The sequence below is a fragment of the Cupriavidus sp. H39 genome (assembly GCF_050271075.1).
In the GTDB taxonomy this organism is placed as follows: domain Bacteria; phylum Pseudomonadota; class Gammaproteobacteria; order Burkholderiales; family Burkholderiaceae; genus Cupriavidus; species Cupriavidus necator_B.
On sequence record NZ_CP189848.1, the window covers coordinates 3,019,965 to 3,038,253 of the forward strand.

The 18,289-nt window shown below is 70.3% G+C and carries 11 protein-coding genes; 8 read left to right on the top strand and 3 right to left on the bottom strand.

What is annotated here, in order from left to right:
- Positions 1 to 25 precede the first annotated feature (25 nt).
- From ACOCMH_RS29375 to ACOCMH_RS29410, 8 genes are all read left to right on the top strand, one after another.
- A complete protein-coding gene (locus tag ACOCMH_RS29375) occupies positions 26 to 3,367 on the top strand; it encodes a carboxyl transferase domain-containing protein (RefSeq protein ID WP_427310928.1) in 3,342 nt (1,113 codons plus the stop codon).
- Positions 3,368 to 3,415: 48 nt separating this feature from the next.
- Positions 3,416 to 5,149, top strand: a complete 1,734-nt coding sequence (locus ACOCMH_RS29380) for an AMP-binding protein (protein ID WP_427310929.1) — start codon at positions 3,416 to 3,418, stop codon at positions 5,147 to 5,149.
- Between the two features lie 112 nt (positions 5,150 to 5,261).
- Entirely contained in the window at positions 5,262 to 6,050 is a 789-nt protein-coding gene (locus ACOCMH_RS29385; RefSeq protein ID WP_427310931.1) for an IclR family transcriptional regulator, read from the top strand.
- A gap of 58 nt (positions 6,051 to 6,108) precedes the next feature.
- Positions 6,109 to 7,722 (top strand): ABC transporter substrate-binding protein, encoded by a 1,614-nt coding sequence (locus ACOCMH_RS29390; RefSeq protein WP_427310932.1) that lies wholly within the window; start codon positions 6,109 to 6,111, stop codon positions 7,720 to 7,722.
- Between the two features lie 78 nt (positions 7,723 to 7,800).
- Positions 7,801 to 8,712 (top strand): ABC transporter permease, encoded by a 912-nt coding sequence (locus tag ACOCMH_RS29395; RefSeq protein ID WP_427310934.1) that lies wholly within the window; start codon positions 7,801 to 7,803, stop codon positions 8,710 to 8,712.
- On the top strand, positions 8,705 to 9,598 hold the full coding sequence (locus tag ACOCMH_RS29400; RefSeq protein WP_427310936.1) for an ABC transporter permease: 894 nt from the start codon (positions 8,705 to 8,707) through the stop codon (positions 9,596 to 9,598). Before ACOCMH_RS29395 ends, ACOCMH_RS29400 begins: the two co-directional genes overlap by 8 nt.
- Positions 9,595 to 10,641, top strand: coding sequence for an ABC transporter ATP-binding protein (locus ACOCMH_RS29405; protein WP_427310937.1), 1,047 nt, complete (start codon positions 9,595 to 9,597; stop codon positions 10,639 to 10,641). Before ACOCMH_RS29400 ends, ACOCMH_RS29405 begins: the two co-directional genes overlap by 4 nt.
- A 23-nt stretch (positions 10,642 to 10,664) precedes the next feature.
- Positions 10,665 to 11,630, top strand: coding sequence for an ABC transporter ATP-binding protein (locus tag ACOCMH_RS29410; protein WP_427310938.1), 966 nt, complete (start codon positions 10,665 to 10,667; stop codon positions 11,628 to 11,630).
- Positions 11,631 to 11,651: 21 nt separating this feature from the next.
- On the opposite strand, the gene bamE is transcribed toward ACOCMH_RS29410, so the two are convergent.
- The 3 genes from bamE to ACOCMH_RS29425 are packed head-to-tail and all read right to left on the bottom strand — an operon-like array spanning position 11,652 to position 18,173.
- A complete protein-coding gene (bamE, locus tag ACOCMH_RS29415) occupies positions 11,652 to 12,200 on the bottom strand; it encodes an outer membrane protein assembly factor BamE domain-containing protein (protein WP_427310940.1) in 549 nt (182 codons plus the stop codon).
- Between the two features lie 43 nt (positions 12,201 to 12,243).
- Positions 12,244 to 16,362, bottom strand: coding sequence for a translocation/assembly module TamB domain-containing protein (locus ACOCMH_RS29420; RefSeq protein ID WP_427310942.1), 4,119 nt, complete (start codon positions 16,360 to 16,362; stop codon positions 12,244 to 12,246).
- Complete coding sequence (locus ACOCMH_RS29425) at positions 16,362 to 18,173, bottom strand: autotransporter assembly complex protein TamA (protein WP_427310944.1); 1,812 nt, start codon at positions 18,171 to 18,173, stop codon at positions 16,362 to 16,364. The genes ACOCMH_RS29420 and ACOCMH_RS29425 overlap by 1 nt, the downstream gene beginning before the upstream one ends.
- Positions 18,174 to 18,289: the final 116 nt, after the last annotated feature.

Here is an 18,289-nt window from a genome sequence, read left to right on the forward strand (position 1 = left end):
CCGCTTCGCATGGAAGGGGACATTTGTGAAGAAGCTCTTGATCGCCAATCGTGGCGAGATCGCGTTGCGCGTGCAGCGCGCCGCCCGCGATCTCGGCATCGCCACCGTGGCCGTCTACGCCGCCGACGATGCCAACAGCCGGCACCGCCTGCTGGCCGACGAAGCCGTCGCGCTGCAGGGCGAGGGGGCGGCGGCCTATCTCGACATCGCCGCCATCATCGCCGCCGCGCGTGCCACCGGCTGCGATGCCATCCACCCCGGTTACGGCTTCCTTAGCGAGCGGGCTGACTTTGCCAGCGCCTGCGCGGCAGCGCAGATCGTCTTTGTTGGCCCCGAGCCCGGACAGTTGGCCCTGTTCGGCGACAAGGGCCGCGCGCTGGCGCTGGCGGCCCGCTGTGGCGTGCCGGTGATGCCGGCCACGCCAGGCGGCGCCACGCTCGATGCGGTGACGGCCTTCTTCGACGAGCAGGACGGCGCCGGCGTGGTACTCAAGGCCGTGGGCGGCGGCGGCGGGCGCGGCATGCGCGTGGTGCGCGAGCGCGACGCCCTGGCTGAAGCCTACGCGCGCTGCCGCTCCGAAGCACGCTCGGCGTTCGGCGTCGATGCCATCTACGCCGAGCGGCTGGTGGCCCGCGCGCGCCATATCGAAGTGCAGATCGCCGGCGACGGCGACAGCGTGATCGCGCTGGGCGAACGCGACTGCACGCTGCAGCGCCGCTTCCAGAAGGTGGTGGAGATCGCGCCCAGCCCGGCGCTCGATGCCGCGCTGCGCCAGCGTATTGTCGACGCCGCCTGCGCGCTGGCGCGCGAGGCGCGCTACCGCAGCCTGGGCACGTTCGAATTCCTGGTCGAAGAACCCGAGGACGGTGCCCGCGTCGCCAGCGATGGCGCAGCCCTCGCCTTTGTCTTTATCGAGGCCAACCCGCGCCTGCAGGTCGAGCACACCGTCACCGAGCAGGTCACCGGGGTCGACCTGGTCGCCATCCAGCTGGGACTGGCCCAGGGCCGGCGCCTGGCCGAGCTGGGGCTGGACCCCGAGCATCCGCCGCGCGTGCGCGGCTATGCCATCCAGGTGCGCGTCAATGCCGAGGCCACCGATGCGCAAGGGCTGGCGCGCCCGGCGCAAGGCCGGCTGGAGCGCTTCGATCCGCCCACCGGGCCGGACGTGCGCGTCGACACCCACGGCTATACCGGCTACGCGCCATCCGCGCATTACGACACGCTGCTGGCCAAGCTGATCGTCACCTCCGCGAGCGACCACTTCGCCGACGCGGTGCGGCGCCTGCAACGCGCGCTGGCTGAATTCAATATCGGCGGCATCGCCACCAACCTGGACCTGCTGCGCGCCCTGGCAGAGCGCGATGACTTTGCCACCCAGCACGTGCATACGCGCTATATGGAAGCCGCGCTGCCCGCGCTGCTGGAACGCGCCGCGCAGATCGGCGCGCAGGACGCGGCACGGCAAGCCTTGTCGGGCGGCAGCGCAGCCCCAGTGGCGGCACCCTCCAGCACCGCCAGCTTCGACGAGCAGCTGGGCGAGGGCCTGTGCGCGGTGCGCGCGCCGATGAACGGCCGCGTGATCGAACTGGCGCGCGAGAACGACGTGGTGCAGGCCGGCCAGACCGTGGCGGTGCTCGATGCAATGAAGATGGAACATGCCATCGTGGCCGAGCGCGCGGGCCGCGTGATCGACCTGCGCAGCGCGTGCGGCGAGCAGGTGGCCGAAGGCCAGGTAATGCTGGTGCTGGAGCCGGCCGACGCCGGCGCGCAGGCCGGCGGCGAAGCCGAATACGCCGACCCCGCGGCGATCCGCCCGGACCTGCAGCGCGTGCTGGACCGCCATGCCTTCCTGTACGACGCCGCCCGCCCGGAGGCGGTGGCGCGCCGCCGTGCGCGCGGCCAGCGCACCGCGCGCGAGAATGTCGACGACCTGTGCGATGCCGGCAGCTTCCGCGAGTACGGCGGCCTGGCGCTGGCGGCGCAGGCCAGCCGGCGCAGCGAGGCCGACCTGATCGCCAACACGCCCGCCGACGGCCTGATCACTGGCACCGGCACGGTCAACGGCAGCCTGTTCGCGCCGGAACGCGCGCGCTGCGCGGTGCTGGCCTACGATGCCACCGTGCTCGCCGGCACCCAGGGCAAGCGTAACCACACCAAGACCGACCGCATCCTGGAAGTGGCGCTGCGCAACCGCCTGCCCACGGTGATCTTTGCCGAAGGCGGCGGCGGCCGTCCCGGCGATGTCGACTTCCCCACCGTGGCGGGCCTGTACCAGCCGTCGTTCGGGGCGTTCGCCGAACTCAGCGGCGAAGTGCCGGTGGTCGGCATCGCGTCCGGGCGCTGCTTTGCCGGCAACGCCGCGCTGCTGGGCTGCTGCGACCTGATCATTGCCACCCGCAACGCCAACATCGGCATGGCCGGTCCCGCCATGATCGAAGGCGGGGGCCTCGGTGTGTTCCGGCCCGAGGACATCGGGCCGGCCGCGGTGCAGTACCACAACGGCGTGGCCGACCTGCTGGTCGACGACGAGGCCGCGGCCGTGGCCGCCGCGAAGCACTACCTGTCGATGTTCCAGGGCCGGGTCGAAGCCTGGCAGGCGCCTGACCCGCTCGCGCTGCGCCACGTGGTGCCCGAAAACCGGCTGCGCGTGTACGACACCCGTGCCGCCATCGCGGCGCTGGCCGACGTAGGCAGCGTGCTGGAGCTGCGCGCGGGCTTCGGCACCGGCATCCACACCGCGCTGGCGCGCATCGAAGGCCGGCCGGTGGGCCTGCTCGCCAACAATCCGCGCCACCTCGGCGGCGCCATCGATGCCGACGCCGCCGACAAGGCCGCGCGCTTCATGCAGCTGTGCAACGCGCACGGGCTGCCGATCGTGTCGCTGATCGACACGCCGGGCTTCATGGTGGGCCCGGAGGTCGAGGCCCGCGCCCAGGTGCGCCACGTGTCGCGCATGTTCGTGATCGGCGCCAAGCTGCGCGTGCCGTTCCTGGCGGTGGTACTGCGCAAGGGCTACGGGCTGGGCGCGATGGCGATGGCCGCGGGCGGCTTCCGCGCGCCGAGCTTCACGGTGTCGTGGCCGACCGGCGAGTTCGGCGGCATGGGGCTGGAGGGCGCGGTGCGGCTGGGCTTCCGCAAGGAACTCGAAGCGCTGCCGGCCGGGCCGCAGCGCGATGCGCTGTACCAGCAACTGGTGGCGCAGATGTACGAACGCGGCCATGCCATCAACGCCGCGGCGGCGCTGGAACTCGATGCGGTGATCGATCCGGCCGCCACGCGGCAGTGGCTGGTCAGCGGGCTCGACGCGGGCGCCGCCGACCCGCAGCGTTCGCAGCGACCGATACGCGCCTTCGTCGACGCCTGGTAGGCGCGGCGGCAAACACCACACCAGAGCGACAGCAAGAGGAGACAGCAGATGAACGAACAGGCGTTCTTCGCGGACCTGGAAGCCCGGCATCGCAAGATCTGGCCCGCCGGCCTGCCCGATGCACCGGTCTATCCCCATGGCGAGGCCCCGCTGGGCGACTACCTGCGCGCCTGGGCGCGCAAGCGCCCAGGCCATGCGGCGCTGGTCTGGTACGGCACTACCATCACCTATGCCGAGCTCGACGACCTGTCCGAGCGCTGTGCCGCGCTGCTCAAGCGCCGCAGCGTGGGCGCGGGCGACCGCGTGGCGGTGATGATGGGCAATTGCCCCCAGTTCCACGTGGTGTTCTACGCCATCCTGAAGCTGGGCGCGGTGTATGTGCCGGTCAACCCGCTCTTCAAGGAGCACGAGCTGGTCTATGAACTGAACGATGCGGGGGCCACCACCATCATCGTGCAGGACCAGCTGGCGCCGCTGCTGATGTCGGTGCGCGCGCAGACGCCAGTGCAAGCCGTCTACACCATCAGCGCCGGCGCGATGCTGCCGGCGCAGCCTGAGCTGCCGCTGCCGGCCGGGCTGGACGCGCCCGCGCTGGCCGTGGAAGGCGCTATCGACCTGCTGCAGGCCCTGCGCGGGACCGAACCGGTGGCGTTGCCGCCGGTCGACCTCGACGCGCTGGCGGCGCTCAACTACACCGGCGGCACCACCGGCCTGCCCAAGGGCTGCATGCACACGCAGCGCGACATGCTGTACACCGCGGCGGCCTCGTATGCGCTGACCGGCGGGGTCGACGCGGCACGCCTGGCCGAGGGCTCGGACGACGTGATGCTGAACTTCCTGCCGATGTTCTGGATCGCCGGCGAAAACCTGGGCCTGATCTACCCGATCTTCAGCGGCGCGACCGTGGTGCTGCTGGCGCGCTGGGACCCGGTCGCGGTGATGGCCGCGATCGAGCGCTATCGCGTCAACCGCACCTTCGTGGTGGTCGACAACGCGGTCGAGCTGATGAACCACCCCGATTGCGGCCGCTACGACCTGCGCTCGCTGCAGCATACGCGCGCGGCCTCGTTCATCCGCAAGATCACGCCGGACATCCGCCAGCGCTGGCATGCGCTGACCGGCAGCATCATCGCCGAAGGCGCGTGGGGCATGACCGAAACCCACACCAGCGACACCTTCACCACCGGCATGCAGGACGGCGACCTCGACCTGCGCGGCCGCCCGGTGTTCGTCGGCCTGCCGGTGCCGGGCACGCGCATCAAGATCTGCGACTTCGACACCGGCGCGGTGCTGCCGATCGGCGAGGAAGGCGAGATCGTGGTCAGCACGCCGTCGCTGTTCAAGGGCTACTGGGGCCGTCCCGAGGTGGATGTCGAGGTGTTCCGCGACGGCTGGTTCCGCACTGGCGATATCGGCGCGTATGACGCGGACGGCTACCTGCATTTCCTGGGACGGCGCAAGGAGATGCTGAAGGTGCGCGGCATGAGCGTGTTCCCGTCGGAGCTGGAAGTGCTGCTGTCGCGCCACCCGGCGGTGCTGGGCTCGGCCGTGGTGGGCCGTCCCGACCCGGACAAGGGCCAGGTGCCGGTGGCCTTTATCCGCCTGCGTCCCGAGCATGCCGACGGCACCACCGCCGCCACGCTGCAGGCCTGGTGCCGCGAGCAGATGGCGGTCTACAAGGTGCCGGAAGTCCGCATCCTGCCGGAGTTCCCGCTGACCGCCACCGGCAAGGTGCGCAAGGTCGAGCTGCAGGCGCTGCTGGACACCGAGGCCGGCGGCTGAGCGCAAGCGCTACCCATCTGTCCCGCGGCACCGGCGAGGACGCCACGCGGCTTGGCGCCAACCCGGCGCCAACCCGGCGCCACCCCACGGAGCCACCACGGAGCCATCGGCCATGCACGATCGATCCACCGGCACCATCAAGGAAGACCGCCACTTCGTCACCGCGCTGGCGCGCGGGCTCGAGGTGCTGGCGTGCTTTCGCACCAGCGACCGCGCGCTGGGCAACCAGGAAATCGCGCGGCGCTGCCAGCTGCCCAAGTCCACCGTATCGCGCCTGACTTCCACGCTGACCCGGCTGGGCTACCTGGCGCGCGCCGAGGGCAGCCAGCAGTACAGCCTGGGCACGGCGTGCCTTCGGCTGGGCAGCGCCATGCTGTCGCGGCTGGATATCCGCAAGGTGGCGCGCCCGCTGATGCAGGAGCTGGCGGATTTCTCCGGCGGCACCGTGTCGCTGGGCACGCGCGACCGCTTCTCGATGATCTATGTCGAGCACTGCCGCAGCAGCGCCGCGATTGCGCTGACGCTCGATACCGGCTCGCGCATTCCGGTGGCGACCTCGGCGATCGGCCGCGCCTGGCTGGCGGTGGTGGCCGACGCCGAGCGGCAAGCCTTCATGGAGCAGGTGCGCGACGTCGACGACGTGGCCTGGCCGCGGCTGCGCCAGGGCATCGAGCAGGCGCTGGCCGATCACCGCAGCCTGGGCGTGACCTGCTCGATGGGCGAGTGGCAGGCCGATGTCAATGGCATCGCGCGCGGCTTCGAGCCCGGCCACGGCATGCCGCCCATGGCCCTCAACGTGGGCGGGCCGTCGTTCCGCCTGTCGCCGGCGTTCCTGCTCGAGGAAGTGCGGCCGCGCCTGCTGGAAGTGGTACGCCAGCTCGAGAGCAGCTTCCCGCGCTGAGCGCATCCGTTGTCCACACCACAGCGCCGCCCCGAGACGGCGCCACAGGAGGAGCACCATGCAAGTGAAACTGACCGTTGCCGCCCGCCACCGCCCGCTGGCCGGCCTCCTTGCCGGCATGCTGGCCGCGGCCATCGTGCCCGTAGCCCACGGCGCCGCGCCGGCGCCCGCCACGGGCAGCCTGACCGTGGCCTTCGGCGCGGAGTCGACCACGCTCGATCCGGTCAAGATCTCGGCCGGCGTCGATCATTACTTTGTCGGCCAGATCTTCGAGATGCTGGTGCGCCGCAACGCCGCACTCAAGGACGAGAACTGGCTGGCGCAAAGCTGGAAGCTCGAGACCGGCAAGGACGGCAAGCCGGTGCTGGACGTGCAGCTGCGCAAGGGCGTGCGCTTCCACAACGGCGACCCGCTGACGTCGGAGGACCTCGAGTTCTCGTGGCAGCGCCAGCGCGATCCCAAGAGCAGCTTCTTCTCGCACTATGTGTCGTCGGTCGAGCGCTTCGAGATCGTCGATGCACACCGCTTCAGGCTGCATTTCAAGGAGCCGGACGCGCAGTTCATCGTCGGCAACATGCAGCTGTGGGCCATGCCCAAGAAGTACATCCAGAAGGTTGGCGAGGAAGAGTTCGCCAGGAAGCCAGTGGGCACCGGGCCATGGAAGTTCGTTTCGCGCACGGTCAAGGACGAGCTGAAGCTGGAAGCCTTCGACGGCTACTGGAACCAGGACAAGCGCCCGGGCATCAAGGACCTGACCATCAAGGTGATTCCCGAGGACCTGACCAGGGTGGCGGCATTCAAGACCGGCAAGGTCGATTTCATCGACAACGTGCCGCCTTCGATGGTCGAGGAATTCAAGAAGATGCCGGGCGTCAAGACCGTCACGCTGGTCAGCGGCAACAACCTGTTCCTTAACTTCAACACGCAGATGCCGAAGTCGCCGTTCCATGACGTGCGGGTGCGGCAGGCGGCCGCGCATGCGATCGACGTCGACGCCATCATCAAGCGCGTGCTGTTCGGCCAGGGCGAGCGCTACGCGCAGGTGGGCAAGGGCTCCAACGGCTACGATCCCGCTCTCAAGCCCTATGCCTTCGACCAGAAGCGCGCGCGCGAACTGCTGAAGCAGGCCGGCTATCCCAACGGCTTCGACACGCCCTGCTACAACCTCACCACGCCGCGCGAGCCGGGCGTGAAGGAAGTGGGCGAAGCCATGTACGCCTACCTGAGCGCCGTGGGCATCCGCTGCCAGGTGCGCAACCTGGAATACGGCGCGTGGATCAGCCTGGGCAAGCGCGGCCGTTCCGGCCCGCCGGAGATGGACGGCGTGCTGAGCTGGATGTGGTCGCAGGGCCTGCCTGGCGATCCGGGGCTGGCGTGGTCCGGCCACCTGCACAGCTACCAGGCCGGCGGCGGCTGGGGCACCTACTCCTATACCAGCGACCCCGAGGTCGACGCGCTGCTGGAGAAGCAGCGCCAGACCATGGACCCCGCCGCGCGCACCGCGCTGCTGCAGCAGATCGCCCGCCTCAAGCAGGAGCGCGTGCTGGGCGGCCTGCCGACCTACCGCCCGCTGGTGACCTTTGCCTGGCGCGACAACAAGATCGACTACGTGCCCTGGCCGATCCGCGACTACTGGCGCTCGTTCCAGGAAGTCAGCTGGAAGCAGCACTGATCCGCCGCCGCGTCCGGCCGCGTGCCACCGTGCGCGCCGGCGCGGCATCCCCGCTGACATTCTCCGATGGAGCCCGCCATGCCCATTGCCAAACGCCTGCTGCACGGCCTGATCAGCATCCTGGGCGCGAGCGTGATCATCTTCCTGATCTCGCGCCTGTCCGGCGACCCCCTCGCGTTGCTGCTGCCCGCCGACGCGCCACCCGAAGTGATCGAGCAGACCCGGCAGCACCTCGGCCTGGACCAGCCGCTGGTGGCGCAGTACCTGGTCTTCCTGCGCAACGCCGTCACCGGCGACTTCGGCAATTCCTACCGCTGGCAGGAGCCGGCGCTCGGCCTGATCCTGGAGCGGCTGCCGGCCACGGTAGAACTGGCGCTGGCGGCGCTGGCGTTCTCGATCGCGATGGCGGTGCCGTTCGGCGTGCTGTCGGCGGTCTGGCGCGGCTCGTGGTTCGACCGCTTTGCCAAGGTCTTCGCCATGGCGGGGCAGGCCATGCCCAACTTCTGGGTCGGCCTGCTGCTGATCCTGTTCTTCGCGGTGCAGCTGAACTGGCTGCCGGCGTTCGGGCGCGAATCGTGGAGCAGCCTGGTGCTGCCCGCGATCGCGCTGGGCTGGTATCCGGTGGCAGCGCAGACCCGCGTGGTGCGCTCGGCCATGCTCGATGTGCTCGACAGCGACTACATCCGCATGGGCCGCGCCATGGGCCTGCCCGAGCGCGTGCTGATCTGGAAGTACGCATTGCGCAACGCGGCGATTCCGCTGGTGACCATCCTCGGCGTGTACTTCGCGGCAATGCTGGGCGGCGCCTTCGTGGTCGAGGTCATCTTCGCCTGGCCCGGCGTCGGCCGCACCGTGGTCGAAGCCGTGTTCGCGCGCGATTTTCCCGTGGTGCAGGCGGGGGTGATGCTCACCTCCGTGCTGTTCGTGCTGTCCAACCTGCTGGTCGACCTGAGCTACGGCCTGATCGACCCGAGGATCCGCCATGCCTGAGATCGCCATCCCTCCCGCCGGCGCCGCCACGGCGCCCGTGCGCAAGCGCCCGCGGCGCAACCTGCGCGGCCTGCCCTGGTTTGCGCTGGCGGTGCTGCCGCTGCTGCTGGCATGCGCCGTGGGCGGCGACGCGCTGCTGCCGCACGACCCCAACGGCCTCGACCTCGGGCTGGCGTTCCAGCCGCCGGCCTGGCTGGCAGGCGGCAGCTGGGCCTATCCGCTCGGCACCGACAACATGGGCCGCGACCTGCTGACGCGCATCATGGCCGGCACCCGCATCTCGCTGGTGGTCGCGCTGTACGCCATCCTGATCTCGGGCGGCATCGGCACCGCCGCGGGCATGCTGGCCGGCTACTTCGGCGGGCGCCTGGACGCGCTCATCATGCGGCTGGTCGACATCCAGATGTCGATCCCGGCGCTGGCACTGGCGCTGGTGCTGGCGGCGGTGCTGGGCCCGGGCTTCGAGACCGTGGTGCTGGTGATCGTGGTCACCTACTGGACCTGGTATGCGCGCATCGTGCGCGGCGAGGTGATGTCGCTCAAGCAGCGCGACTACGTGGCGCTGGCGCGCGTGGCCGGCTGCGGCACGCTCACCATCTTCCGTCGCCACCTGCTGCCCAACCTGTTCAACACGCTGCTGGTGCTGGCCACGCTGCAGGTGGGACAGGTGATCATCTTCGAGGCCTCGCTCAGCTTTCTCGGCCTGGGCATCCAGCAGCCCGACGTGTCGTGGGGGCTGATGCTGGCCGATGCGCGCAACTACATCACCAACGCGTGGTGGGCCATCACCATGCCCGGACTGGCCATCATGGCCACCTGCCTGGCGTCCAACCTGCTGGGCGACTGGCTGCGCGACCACTTCGACCCGAAACGGAGGCAGCTATGACCGGCCCCGATCCGCACGTGGCGCAACGCCCGTTGCCGACGCCCGCCCAGGACGCCCGCCCGCGCGGCACGCCCATGCTGTCAGTGCAGGGCCTGACCACCCACCTCGAACTGCGCCGCGGCATGGTGCGCGCTGTCGACGGCGTCGACCTGCATGTGAACGAGGGCGAGACCCTGGGCGTGGTGGGCGAGTCGGGCTCCGGCAAGTCCATGACCATCCTGTCGATCCTGCGCCTGCTGCCGCGCCAGGGCGGCGTGCACCTCGGCGGCAAGGTGCTGCTCGATGGCGTGGACCTGCTGCAGCTGCCGGAAAAGACCATGAGCACGCAGTACCGCGGCCGCAAGATCGCGATGATCTCGCAGGACCCGCTGACCTCGCTGAACCCGGTGTTCACGGTCGGCGACCAGGTCGGCGCGCCGCTGCACTACCACGGCCGCGCCGACAGTCGCGCGGAGAGGCGGCGCGAGGTGGTGCAGGTGCTGGACAGCGTGCGCATCCCCTCGCCGGAGTCGCGGCTGGACGACTACCCGCACCAGTTCAGCGGCGGCATGCGCCAGCGCGTGGTGACCGGCATGGCCATCGCCAGCGCGCCGCGGCTGCTGGTGGCCGACGAGCCCACCTCGGCGCTGGACGTGACCATCCAGGTGCAGATCATGGCGCTGTTCCGCCGGATCCAGGCCCAGACCGGCGTCGGCATCATCCTGATCACGCATGACCTGGGCGTGGCCGCCAGCATCTGCCACCGGGTCGCGGTGATGTACGCCGGGCGCATTGTCGAGACCGGCGACGTGCGCACGCTGTACCAGCGCCCCGCCCACCCCTACACGCAGGCCTTGCTGCAGGCTCTGCCCCGCCTCGGCGAGCGGCGCGAACGGCTGTACGCGATCCAGGGCAGCCCGCCCAGCCTGGTCGACCCGCCGCACGGCTGCCGCTTCGCGGCGCGCTGTCCGCACCGCAAGCCGCTGTGCGATGACGCCTATCCCCCCGAGATCGAACTCGAATCCGGCCACAAGGTCAGCTGCTGGCTGGCCTCGTCCGGTTGACACCGCGCAAGCCAGGAGGCGCCATGCTGCTTGAAGTGCAAGACCTGAAGAAGCATTTCCCCGCGCGCGGCGGCGGCACCGTGCGCGCCGTCGACGGCGTCAGCTTTGCCGTCGACGCCGGCCAGACCTTTGCGCTGGTGGGCGAGTCCGGGTGCGGCAAGACCACCATCGCGCGCCAGTTGCTGCTGCTCGAGCGGCCCAGCGCCGGCGCGATCCGCTTCGATGGCCAGGACGTGCTGGCGCTGGACCGCAAGGGCGTGCTCGCCTACCGGCGCCAGGTGCAGGCCGTGTTCCAGGACCCGTCGTCGTCGCTCAACCCGCGGCTCAAGGTCAGCATGCTGCTGGCCGAGCCGCTGCTGGCGCATGGCCAGGGCGGCAACCGCGCCGCGCTGCGGGCGCGGCTGCTGGAACTGCTGGAGATCGTCGGCCTGCCGCCCGGCGCGCTCGACCTGTACCCGCACGAGTTCAGCGGCGGCCAGCGCCAGCGCATCGCGGTGGCGCGCGCGCTGGCGCTGCGGCCGCGGCTGATGGTGCTGGACGAGCCGACCTCGGCGCTGGACGTGTCGATCCGCGCGCAGATCATCAACCTGCTGTCGGACATCCAGCGCAGCTTCGGGCTGGCCTACGTGGTGATCGCCCATGACCTGGCGCTGGTCGAGCACTTCAGCTCGGCGGTGGGCGTGATGTACCTGGGCAATATGGCGGAAAGCGGCCCCAGCGCCGCGGTGTTCGGCGCACCGCGCCATCCCTACACGCAGGCCCTGCTGGGCTCGGCGCCGCGGCCCGACCCGGATCACCAGCCCGCCGAAGGCCTGATCCTCGGCGATATCGGCTCGGCGCTGCACCCGCCACCGGGATGCAAGTTCCATCCGCGTTGTCCGCGCGCGTTGCCGGCGTGCGCGGCCGAGGTCCCGCGCATGCGGCGGCTCGACCCGGCCGCCGGCCCCGCCGCGCCGGCGCACGTGGCCGCCTGCCATCTGCTGCAGTGACCACGGGCGCAGGGCCGTGCGTCAGCCGCCCTGCATTTTCGACGGATCGTCGCTGCGCGAGGTGGTGGTGACGGTGCCGTCGCTGTTGAAATGCACGTTGAAGAAGGCCTTGTCGGTCGAGGTCTCCATCCAGCGGTAGCCCCACACTTCTTCCTGCTTCAGCGCGAACGCCTCCACCTTGGTGGGCTTGCCCAGCAGGCGGCGGACGTCGTCCTTGCTCATGCCGGGGCGCACGCGCGCGAAGTGCTCGGCCGATAGCACCTGCTCGATCTTCGCGACCTTGCCGTCGGCGCCGATGGTGACCATCCACGTGGTGGTGCCCTCCGGGCCGCGCGGGTACTCCAGCCGGCGGCCGCCGTCGGCCTCTTCCCAGACGATCTCGGGCTTGCCGGCCTGGCGGCGCAGGTCCTCCTCGGTCGACTGGCCCGGCACGATGCCCTTGAACAGCTCGCTGTCGGGCTTGATCGCGTTCCACGTGTTGCGGGCGGTCTCGCCCGCCTTCTTCATGGCTTCATCGACCTTCCGCTGGTCGCAGCCAAACAGCGCAAGCATCGAGGCAATCAGTCCCATGGCGGCTAGGCGTCGCGGCGACGCGGCAAAGGTCGAAGGGAATTCAGCGGCGCACCGGCTCGGCGATGACGGCCGATGCCGCCTGTGCGGCGCTTTCGGGGTCAAGTGGCTGGCTTTCATCCTGCTGGCTCCTCCTGGTGCCGCGGTTCGGGGCCCCGCTGAACAGGTTGGCCCAGCTGTCGAAGCGGCGGTTGAACAAGACCGACAAACCGTTGATGGAGCCGCCCTTGGCAATCAGCGACCAGCGCCGCGAGAACTGCCAGGTCAGCTTCACCACGTTCGAGGCCGAGGTCAGGCTCTGCTCATAGCCGACCGACATGCGTTCGGTGATGGCCTTGCCCATGCTGACTACCTGCTGGTCGTTCAGGCCCGCGGTGCTGGGTCCGATCGAGAATTCGTCGATGCCGAAATGCGAGACGATGCCCTTGCCGGCCTTGCCGCCGATCAGCCCCAGCGCGGCGCCGCCCAATGCCGAGCCGCTCAGCTGGCGCTGCTGGCCGGCGCCGGCGCTTTCCGCGCCGTAGCCGAACATCAGCCACGACAGCTTGTCCTCATCGGGCACGTTGGGCTCCGACACCAGCCGCACGCGCGGCAGCCGCACCGTGCCGGTGACCTCGACGCCCGCTTCCACTTCCTGGTTGCGGCGCATGGCACGGATGTTCATGTTCGGGTTGTCGATCGGGCCGTTGAAGTTGATGATGCCGCGTTCGATGTCCAGCTTGCGCCCGAAGGCCTCGTAAGTGCCACTGGTGACGCGCACCGTGCCAGTGGCCTTCATCGGCGCCAGCGGTTCGCTCTTCACCCCCATCTGGCCGGCCAGCAGCAGGTCCGCGCCGGCGCCGCGGAAGCGGAAGTTGTTGCCGAGGTCGACGCTCAGGTCGATCACCGGGCTGAAACGGCTGGCAGGCTTGGATTCGGGCATTTGCGTGGCCGCGGTCTTGACCGCGCGCTGGTCCTTGCGCCGGATCACCACGACGTCGTCGCCCAGCACCGGCGCGCCGGCCTTGGGCAGGTCGAACAGCCCGCGGTCGACGCGGAACTTGCCGCGGATCACCACCTGCTTGTTCTCGTTGGCGATGCTGGCGTCGCCAGAGACCACCAGCGTGCGCTCCGGGCTGGCGAACAGCTGCAGCTTGTCGGCGACGATCCTGCCGGTCAGGTTTGGATCGGCCTCGCCCAGCTTGATGTTGCCGGTGGCGGTGAGCTTGCCCTCGCCGCCATGGAATTCCACCTGCCTGAGCTCGACGGTGTTCTGGTCGAGCACCACGCGCACGGTGCCGTCGGTCAGGCGCAGCCCCTGGTCGTACAGCGTGACCGCCAGGTTGTCGCCGTTGATGGTGCCGGTCAGCAGCGGCGCCGCCACGGTGCCCGCCAGGCGCATCGCCGCGGCCAGGCGGCCGTCGAAGGCGTACTGCGGGCCGGTCAGCGCTTCCAGCGACTTCAGCCGCGGCACGTCGACGGTGACGGTGCCGCCCAGCGTCGAGGCCGGGCCCACGGTCTGCAGCCCCTGCTCCTGCACCAGGCCGGCCGAGGCATCGACCACCACCTTGCCGATGCGGCCCGACACCATGCCGCCGCGCAGCGCGATGCGGTTGCCGCCGGCGTCGGCGCGCAGGCTGGTCTCGCCCAGGCCAAGGGTGGTAAAGCCCCGGCCCGCGTTGACCGACAGGTCGCCGCTGCGCCGGCGCAATTCGGCAAACCCGCTGGCGGTCTCGGCCAGCACCAGGTTCCAGCGGCCATCGATAACGAGGTCGGAGCGCACCGGCGGCCGCTCGCCGGTGAGGGTTTCCATCAGTTCCAGCACCCGCCCCACTTGCAGGCCGTCGAGACTGCCCGCGCTGCGGATGCGGCCATGGTCCCAGTCGAGGCTGTCGATCGCCAGCGTGGCCCGGTCCAGCAGCAGGCGCGTGGCGCCCAGGCGCACGCGCTGGTCAGCCACCAGCAGCTGCGCCGGCGCGGCCAGGCGCAGGTTGACGGTGCTGCGCTCTTCCAGCGTGCGGATGGTGCCGTTCCAGCCGTCCTTGCCCTTCCACGCGCCCTGCCCGGCCAGTGCCAGCTGCAACGGCCGCTGGTTCAGGGTGCCGGCCGCCTTGACGTCGAAAACGTGGTTGGCCTGGGTGCCGTTGAGCGTGGCATCGAGCGTGCTCAGGCTGGCATGCGGGCCGCGGTAGCCGCGCGCCGCCAGCTGCACCGACAGCGGGCCGTCCAGCCCGCCGCGGATTTCGGCGCGGCCGCTGGCGCTGGCCACCTTGTGCGGTCCCACTTCCAGCGTTTGCGCGTTGTAGTCGGCCACCACCTCGGGCTTCTTCAGCGTGCCGGTGATGGTGGCATCGAGCTTGAGCTTGCCGGCCACGCCGAACTTCAGCCGGTCCAGCTGCGGCGCATCGACCGCCAGTTTCAGCGCATCGCCGCGCGCGCCGAAGCTGCCGCGCAGGCTGGCCTGGTTGCCGGCCATGCTGAGCGCGGCCTCGCTCGGCAACAGCCGCTCGCCCGCCAGGCGCACCTTGCCGCCGCCGGTCATCGGCAGGCCCGCGTATTCGCTTTCATGCACGGCGAAGTCCAGCGCCACGCCCAGTTGCGGCGCCAGCTCGCCAGTCGCGGTGAAATCGGCGTTGATGCGGCCCGCGGCCACCTTGGCCACACGTGCGGGATCGAACGCCGACAGCTTGCCCTTGAAGCTGAACGGCTGCTTGTCCTTCAGTCCAAGCTTGCCTTCGGCGGTAAGCAGGCCGGTGCCGACCACGGCGCGCAGCGCGGCCAGGGTGACAGTCTCGGCGTCCATGCTGGCGTCGGCGAACAGCTTGAACGGCCCGCCCGACAGGTCCAGCGCCACGCTCTGGCGGCCCGGCTCGATGCGGATCACCACCGGGCCCGACAGGCTGGCGCTGGTCAGCGAGCCGTGCAGCGCCGCCGGGTCCAGCCGGCGTACGTCCAGGTCGAAGCCGCCACGGCCGCCGCGCAGCGCACCGCTGCCGGCGATCTCGGCCTTGCCCGTCAGCGCCACGCGCAGGTCCGACACCGCCTGCGCCATCTCGCTCAGCTCGACCCGGGCGCGCACCGATTGCACCGGCAGCCGCTGCTTGTCCAGCGGGCCGGCCTCCAGGTTGCGGATCTCGATATCGCCGGCGACCGCCAGCGGCGCCGCAGCGGGCGCGGCGGCGGGGGCCGAGGCGGCTGACGCCGCCGGCGCGGAAGCCGCCGCGGGCGCCGACGCGGCGCCCGCCACCGGTCGCAGTTCGGCATGCACGGTCAGGTTGGCCTGCGGCGCCGACGGACTGAACAGGCGCGGGTTGATGCGGTCGCCATCGACCAGCAGGTGCGTAAACGGCACCTTGCCGAACGGCGTCAGGTCCGCGCCGGCACGCAGGTGGATGCGGTCGCCGCTGGCCTGCACCTCGGCGCGCAAGGCATCGAGATTGCCATTGGCGGTGGCATTGACGGCGAAGGCTTCGTCCTGCCAGCTGCTTTCCAGCAAGGCTTCCGCGCTGAGTGCAAAGGGGGCGGCGGCGCCCAGTTGCGCATTGGCCGCCAGCTTGCCGTAAGGCGTTTCCAGCTTGTCGACGCTGACGCGGTGGCGCTGGCCGTCGCTGTGCAGGGCGCCGGCCAGGTTGCTGAACACCATCGGCTCGGCTGTCGGCGCCGGGCCCTGCAATAGCGACAGGCGCTCGAGCGTGAGCGTATCGACATCGATGGCCAGCGGCAGTTCGAGCGAAGCAGGCTTCTGCATCGGCCCGGTGCTGGGCTCGGCAGGGCCGAGCCGCACTTCGGCCTTGCCGATGCGCAGCCACTGCACGTGCAGCCGCCGCGGCCGCCAGCTCAGGTTCCAGCTGCCGTCGACGCGGTCGACCGTCACCCGCGTCTGGCCGCTGGCGAACACCACGTCGCGCAGGCGCAGGCCGTGCGCCACAGTGCCGCCTTCCACGCGGCCGCTGAGCATGCCGGCCGACAGCCGCGTGGCTAGCGTCCACAGGTGCCGCGTACCGGTTTCGGTGCGCAGCGCCGCCACGCCGGTGGCCACCAGCACCACCGCCAGCAACAGCAGGATGCCGGCCAGCCAGCCCAGCGCGCGCCACAGCCGCCGGCGCTTGCGCGGTGCGGGATCGGATGGCGGCGGCGCCGTGTCGCCGCCGCCGGGCACGGCAGGCAGGTCGTGCACGTTCATCAGAACGCCACCCCCAGCGAGATATGCGGCCGGAACTGCTGCTTCTGGATGCCGTAGCCCACGTCCAGCTGCAGCGGGCCCACCGGCGTGCGCCAGCGCACGCCGACGCCCACGCCGTTGTAGATCGTCACGCCGCGCAGGTTGTCGGCGGCGGTGCCGGCGTCCCAGAACACGGCCACGCCCCAGTCCGGCTTGAACCAGTACTGGTATTCCAGGCTGCCGGTGCCGAGGTACTTGGCCGGCAGGATGCTGGCGCCGCTGGGCATGCCGATCGACTGGTAGCTGTAGCCACGGATCGAATCGGTGCCGCCGGCGCGAAAGCGCAGCGTGGCCGGGATCTGGCTGGAGCTGTCGCCGGTCAGGTCGGCGCCCAGCTCGAGGCGGGCCACCACCAGGTCGCGCGTACCGACCGGGATGTACTGGCGGATGCGGCCGTACAGCCGCAGGAAGGTGGCGTCGCTGAGCAAGCCCTTCGCCGCCACACCGATCTGGGTGCTGATCACATTGCCGCGGCGCGGGAACACCGGGTTGTCGACGTCGCGGCGGGTCCAGGCGAAGGCCGGCACCAGCGCCTTGCTGATCTGGGCGGGCTGCCCCACCGGCAGCAGCTTGTCGTAGTAGAAGTCCAGCGACGTGGTCACGTCGTATTTCTCGCGCGAGCGCGAGCGCTTCAGGCCCGTGCGCAGGCTGGTGGTGTCGGTGTTCTCGATGTCGATGGTGCGCTCGTAGCTGCTGTACACGCTGTTGCGGTAGGCACCGCGGGACGGCGGCATCGCCGCCTCGGCGAACAGGTAGGAACGCTTTTGTTCGATGCGCGCCTGCGAGTCGAAGGTCCAGGCGCGGTTGAACAGGTTGTAGTACGAATAACGCCCTTCGACCTGCGCCCCGGTATCGGTGGTAAAGCCGACGCCGCTATTGAGCCGGTGCACCGGATATTCGCGTACGCGCACCGACACCGGCGCGGTGACCACGCCGTCGGGCGCCTTGTCGGCGTCCGCCGGCGGCTCCAGGTCGACCAGCACGTTGGAGAAGTACGGCTGATTCTGGATCGCACGCTGCAGCTCGAGCAGCCGCTCCACCCGGTACGGCTCGCCCTCGCTGAGCGGATTGACGTTGTAGATGATCTGTTCGGGGTAGCGCCGCGTGCCGGTGACCTTGAGCGCGCCCAGTCGGTAGGCCGGGCCGCTGGCATAGTGCGTCGACAGGTCCGCGCGCAGCTCGTCCGGCTCGATCCGCGCCTGCGACGCAGCCAGCCGCGCGCCGTAGTAGGTGTGGCTCTGCAGGGTGACCAGCGCGTCTTCCTTGGCCTTGTCCCAGTCGTTCTGGCGAAACGGCTCGCCGACCGGCAAGCCCCATTTGGCCTTCATTTCCGCCACCTGCGCGGGGGCTTGCGTGGCGGCGGGGCCAGTCACCTGGATGTCGACGTTGCGGATCAGCGTGCGCGCGCCGGGGTCGACCATCACGTGGACCACACGCTTGTCGCCCTCGCCTTCCACGCGCGTGGTGGTGGTGGGATCGAAATAGCCTTCGGTGGAGGTGAAGGCCCGCACCTGCTCGCCGACAGTCTCGACCATATAGTCGAACTGGTCCTGGGACAGGTCGGTGCGCTCCTTGTAGCGGGCCAGGTCGAGGTGCTCTTCGAGCATCTCGCGAATCGGCTTGGGGGCTTCGACCTCGACCTTGTAGGCGGCCCGGGCCGTACCGGCCGCCAAGGCCAGCGCCAGCGCCCCGAGTGCTGCCAAGGCGCGCGCGACCCCGCGCCTGGCGGCGCGGCCAGCCGATTCAGCGGTGTTAGCGGTGTCTTGCGGCATCGCCCGATTGTCCACACATACAAAGTCGGTATTTGACCACACCCGGCCTGGCGCCCGGAACTTTCCTGCGCATGACGGCACTTTGCGGCGCTCCAGCCCCCGGCTGGCGTGCATCC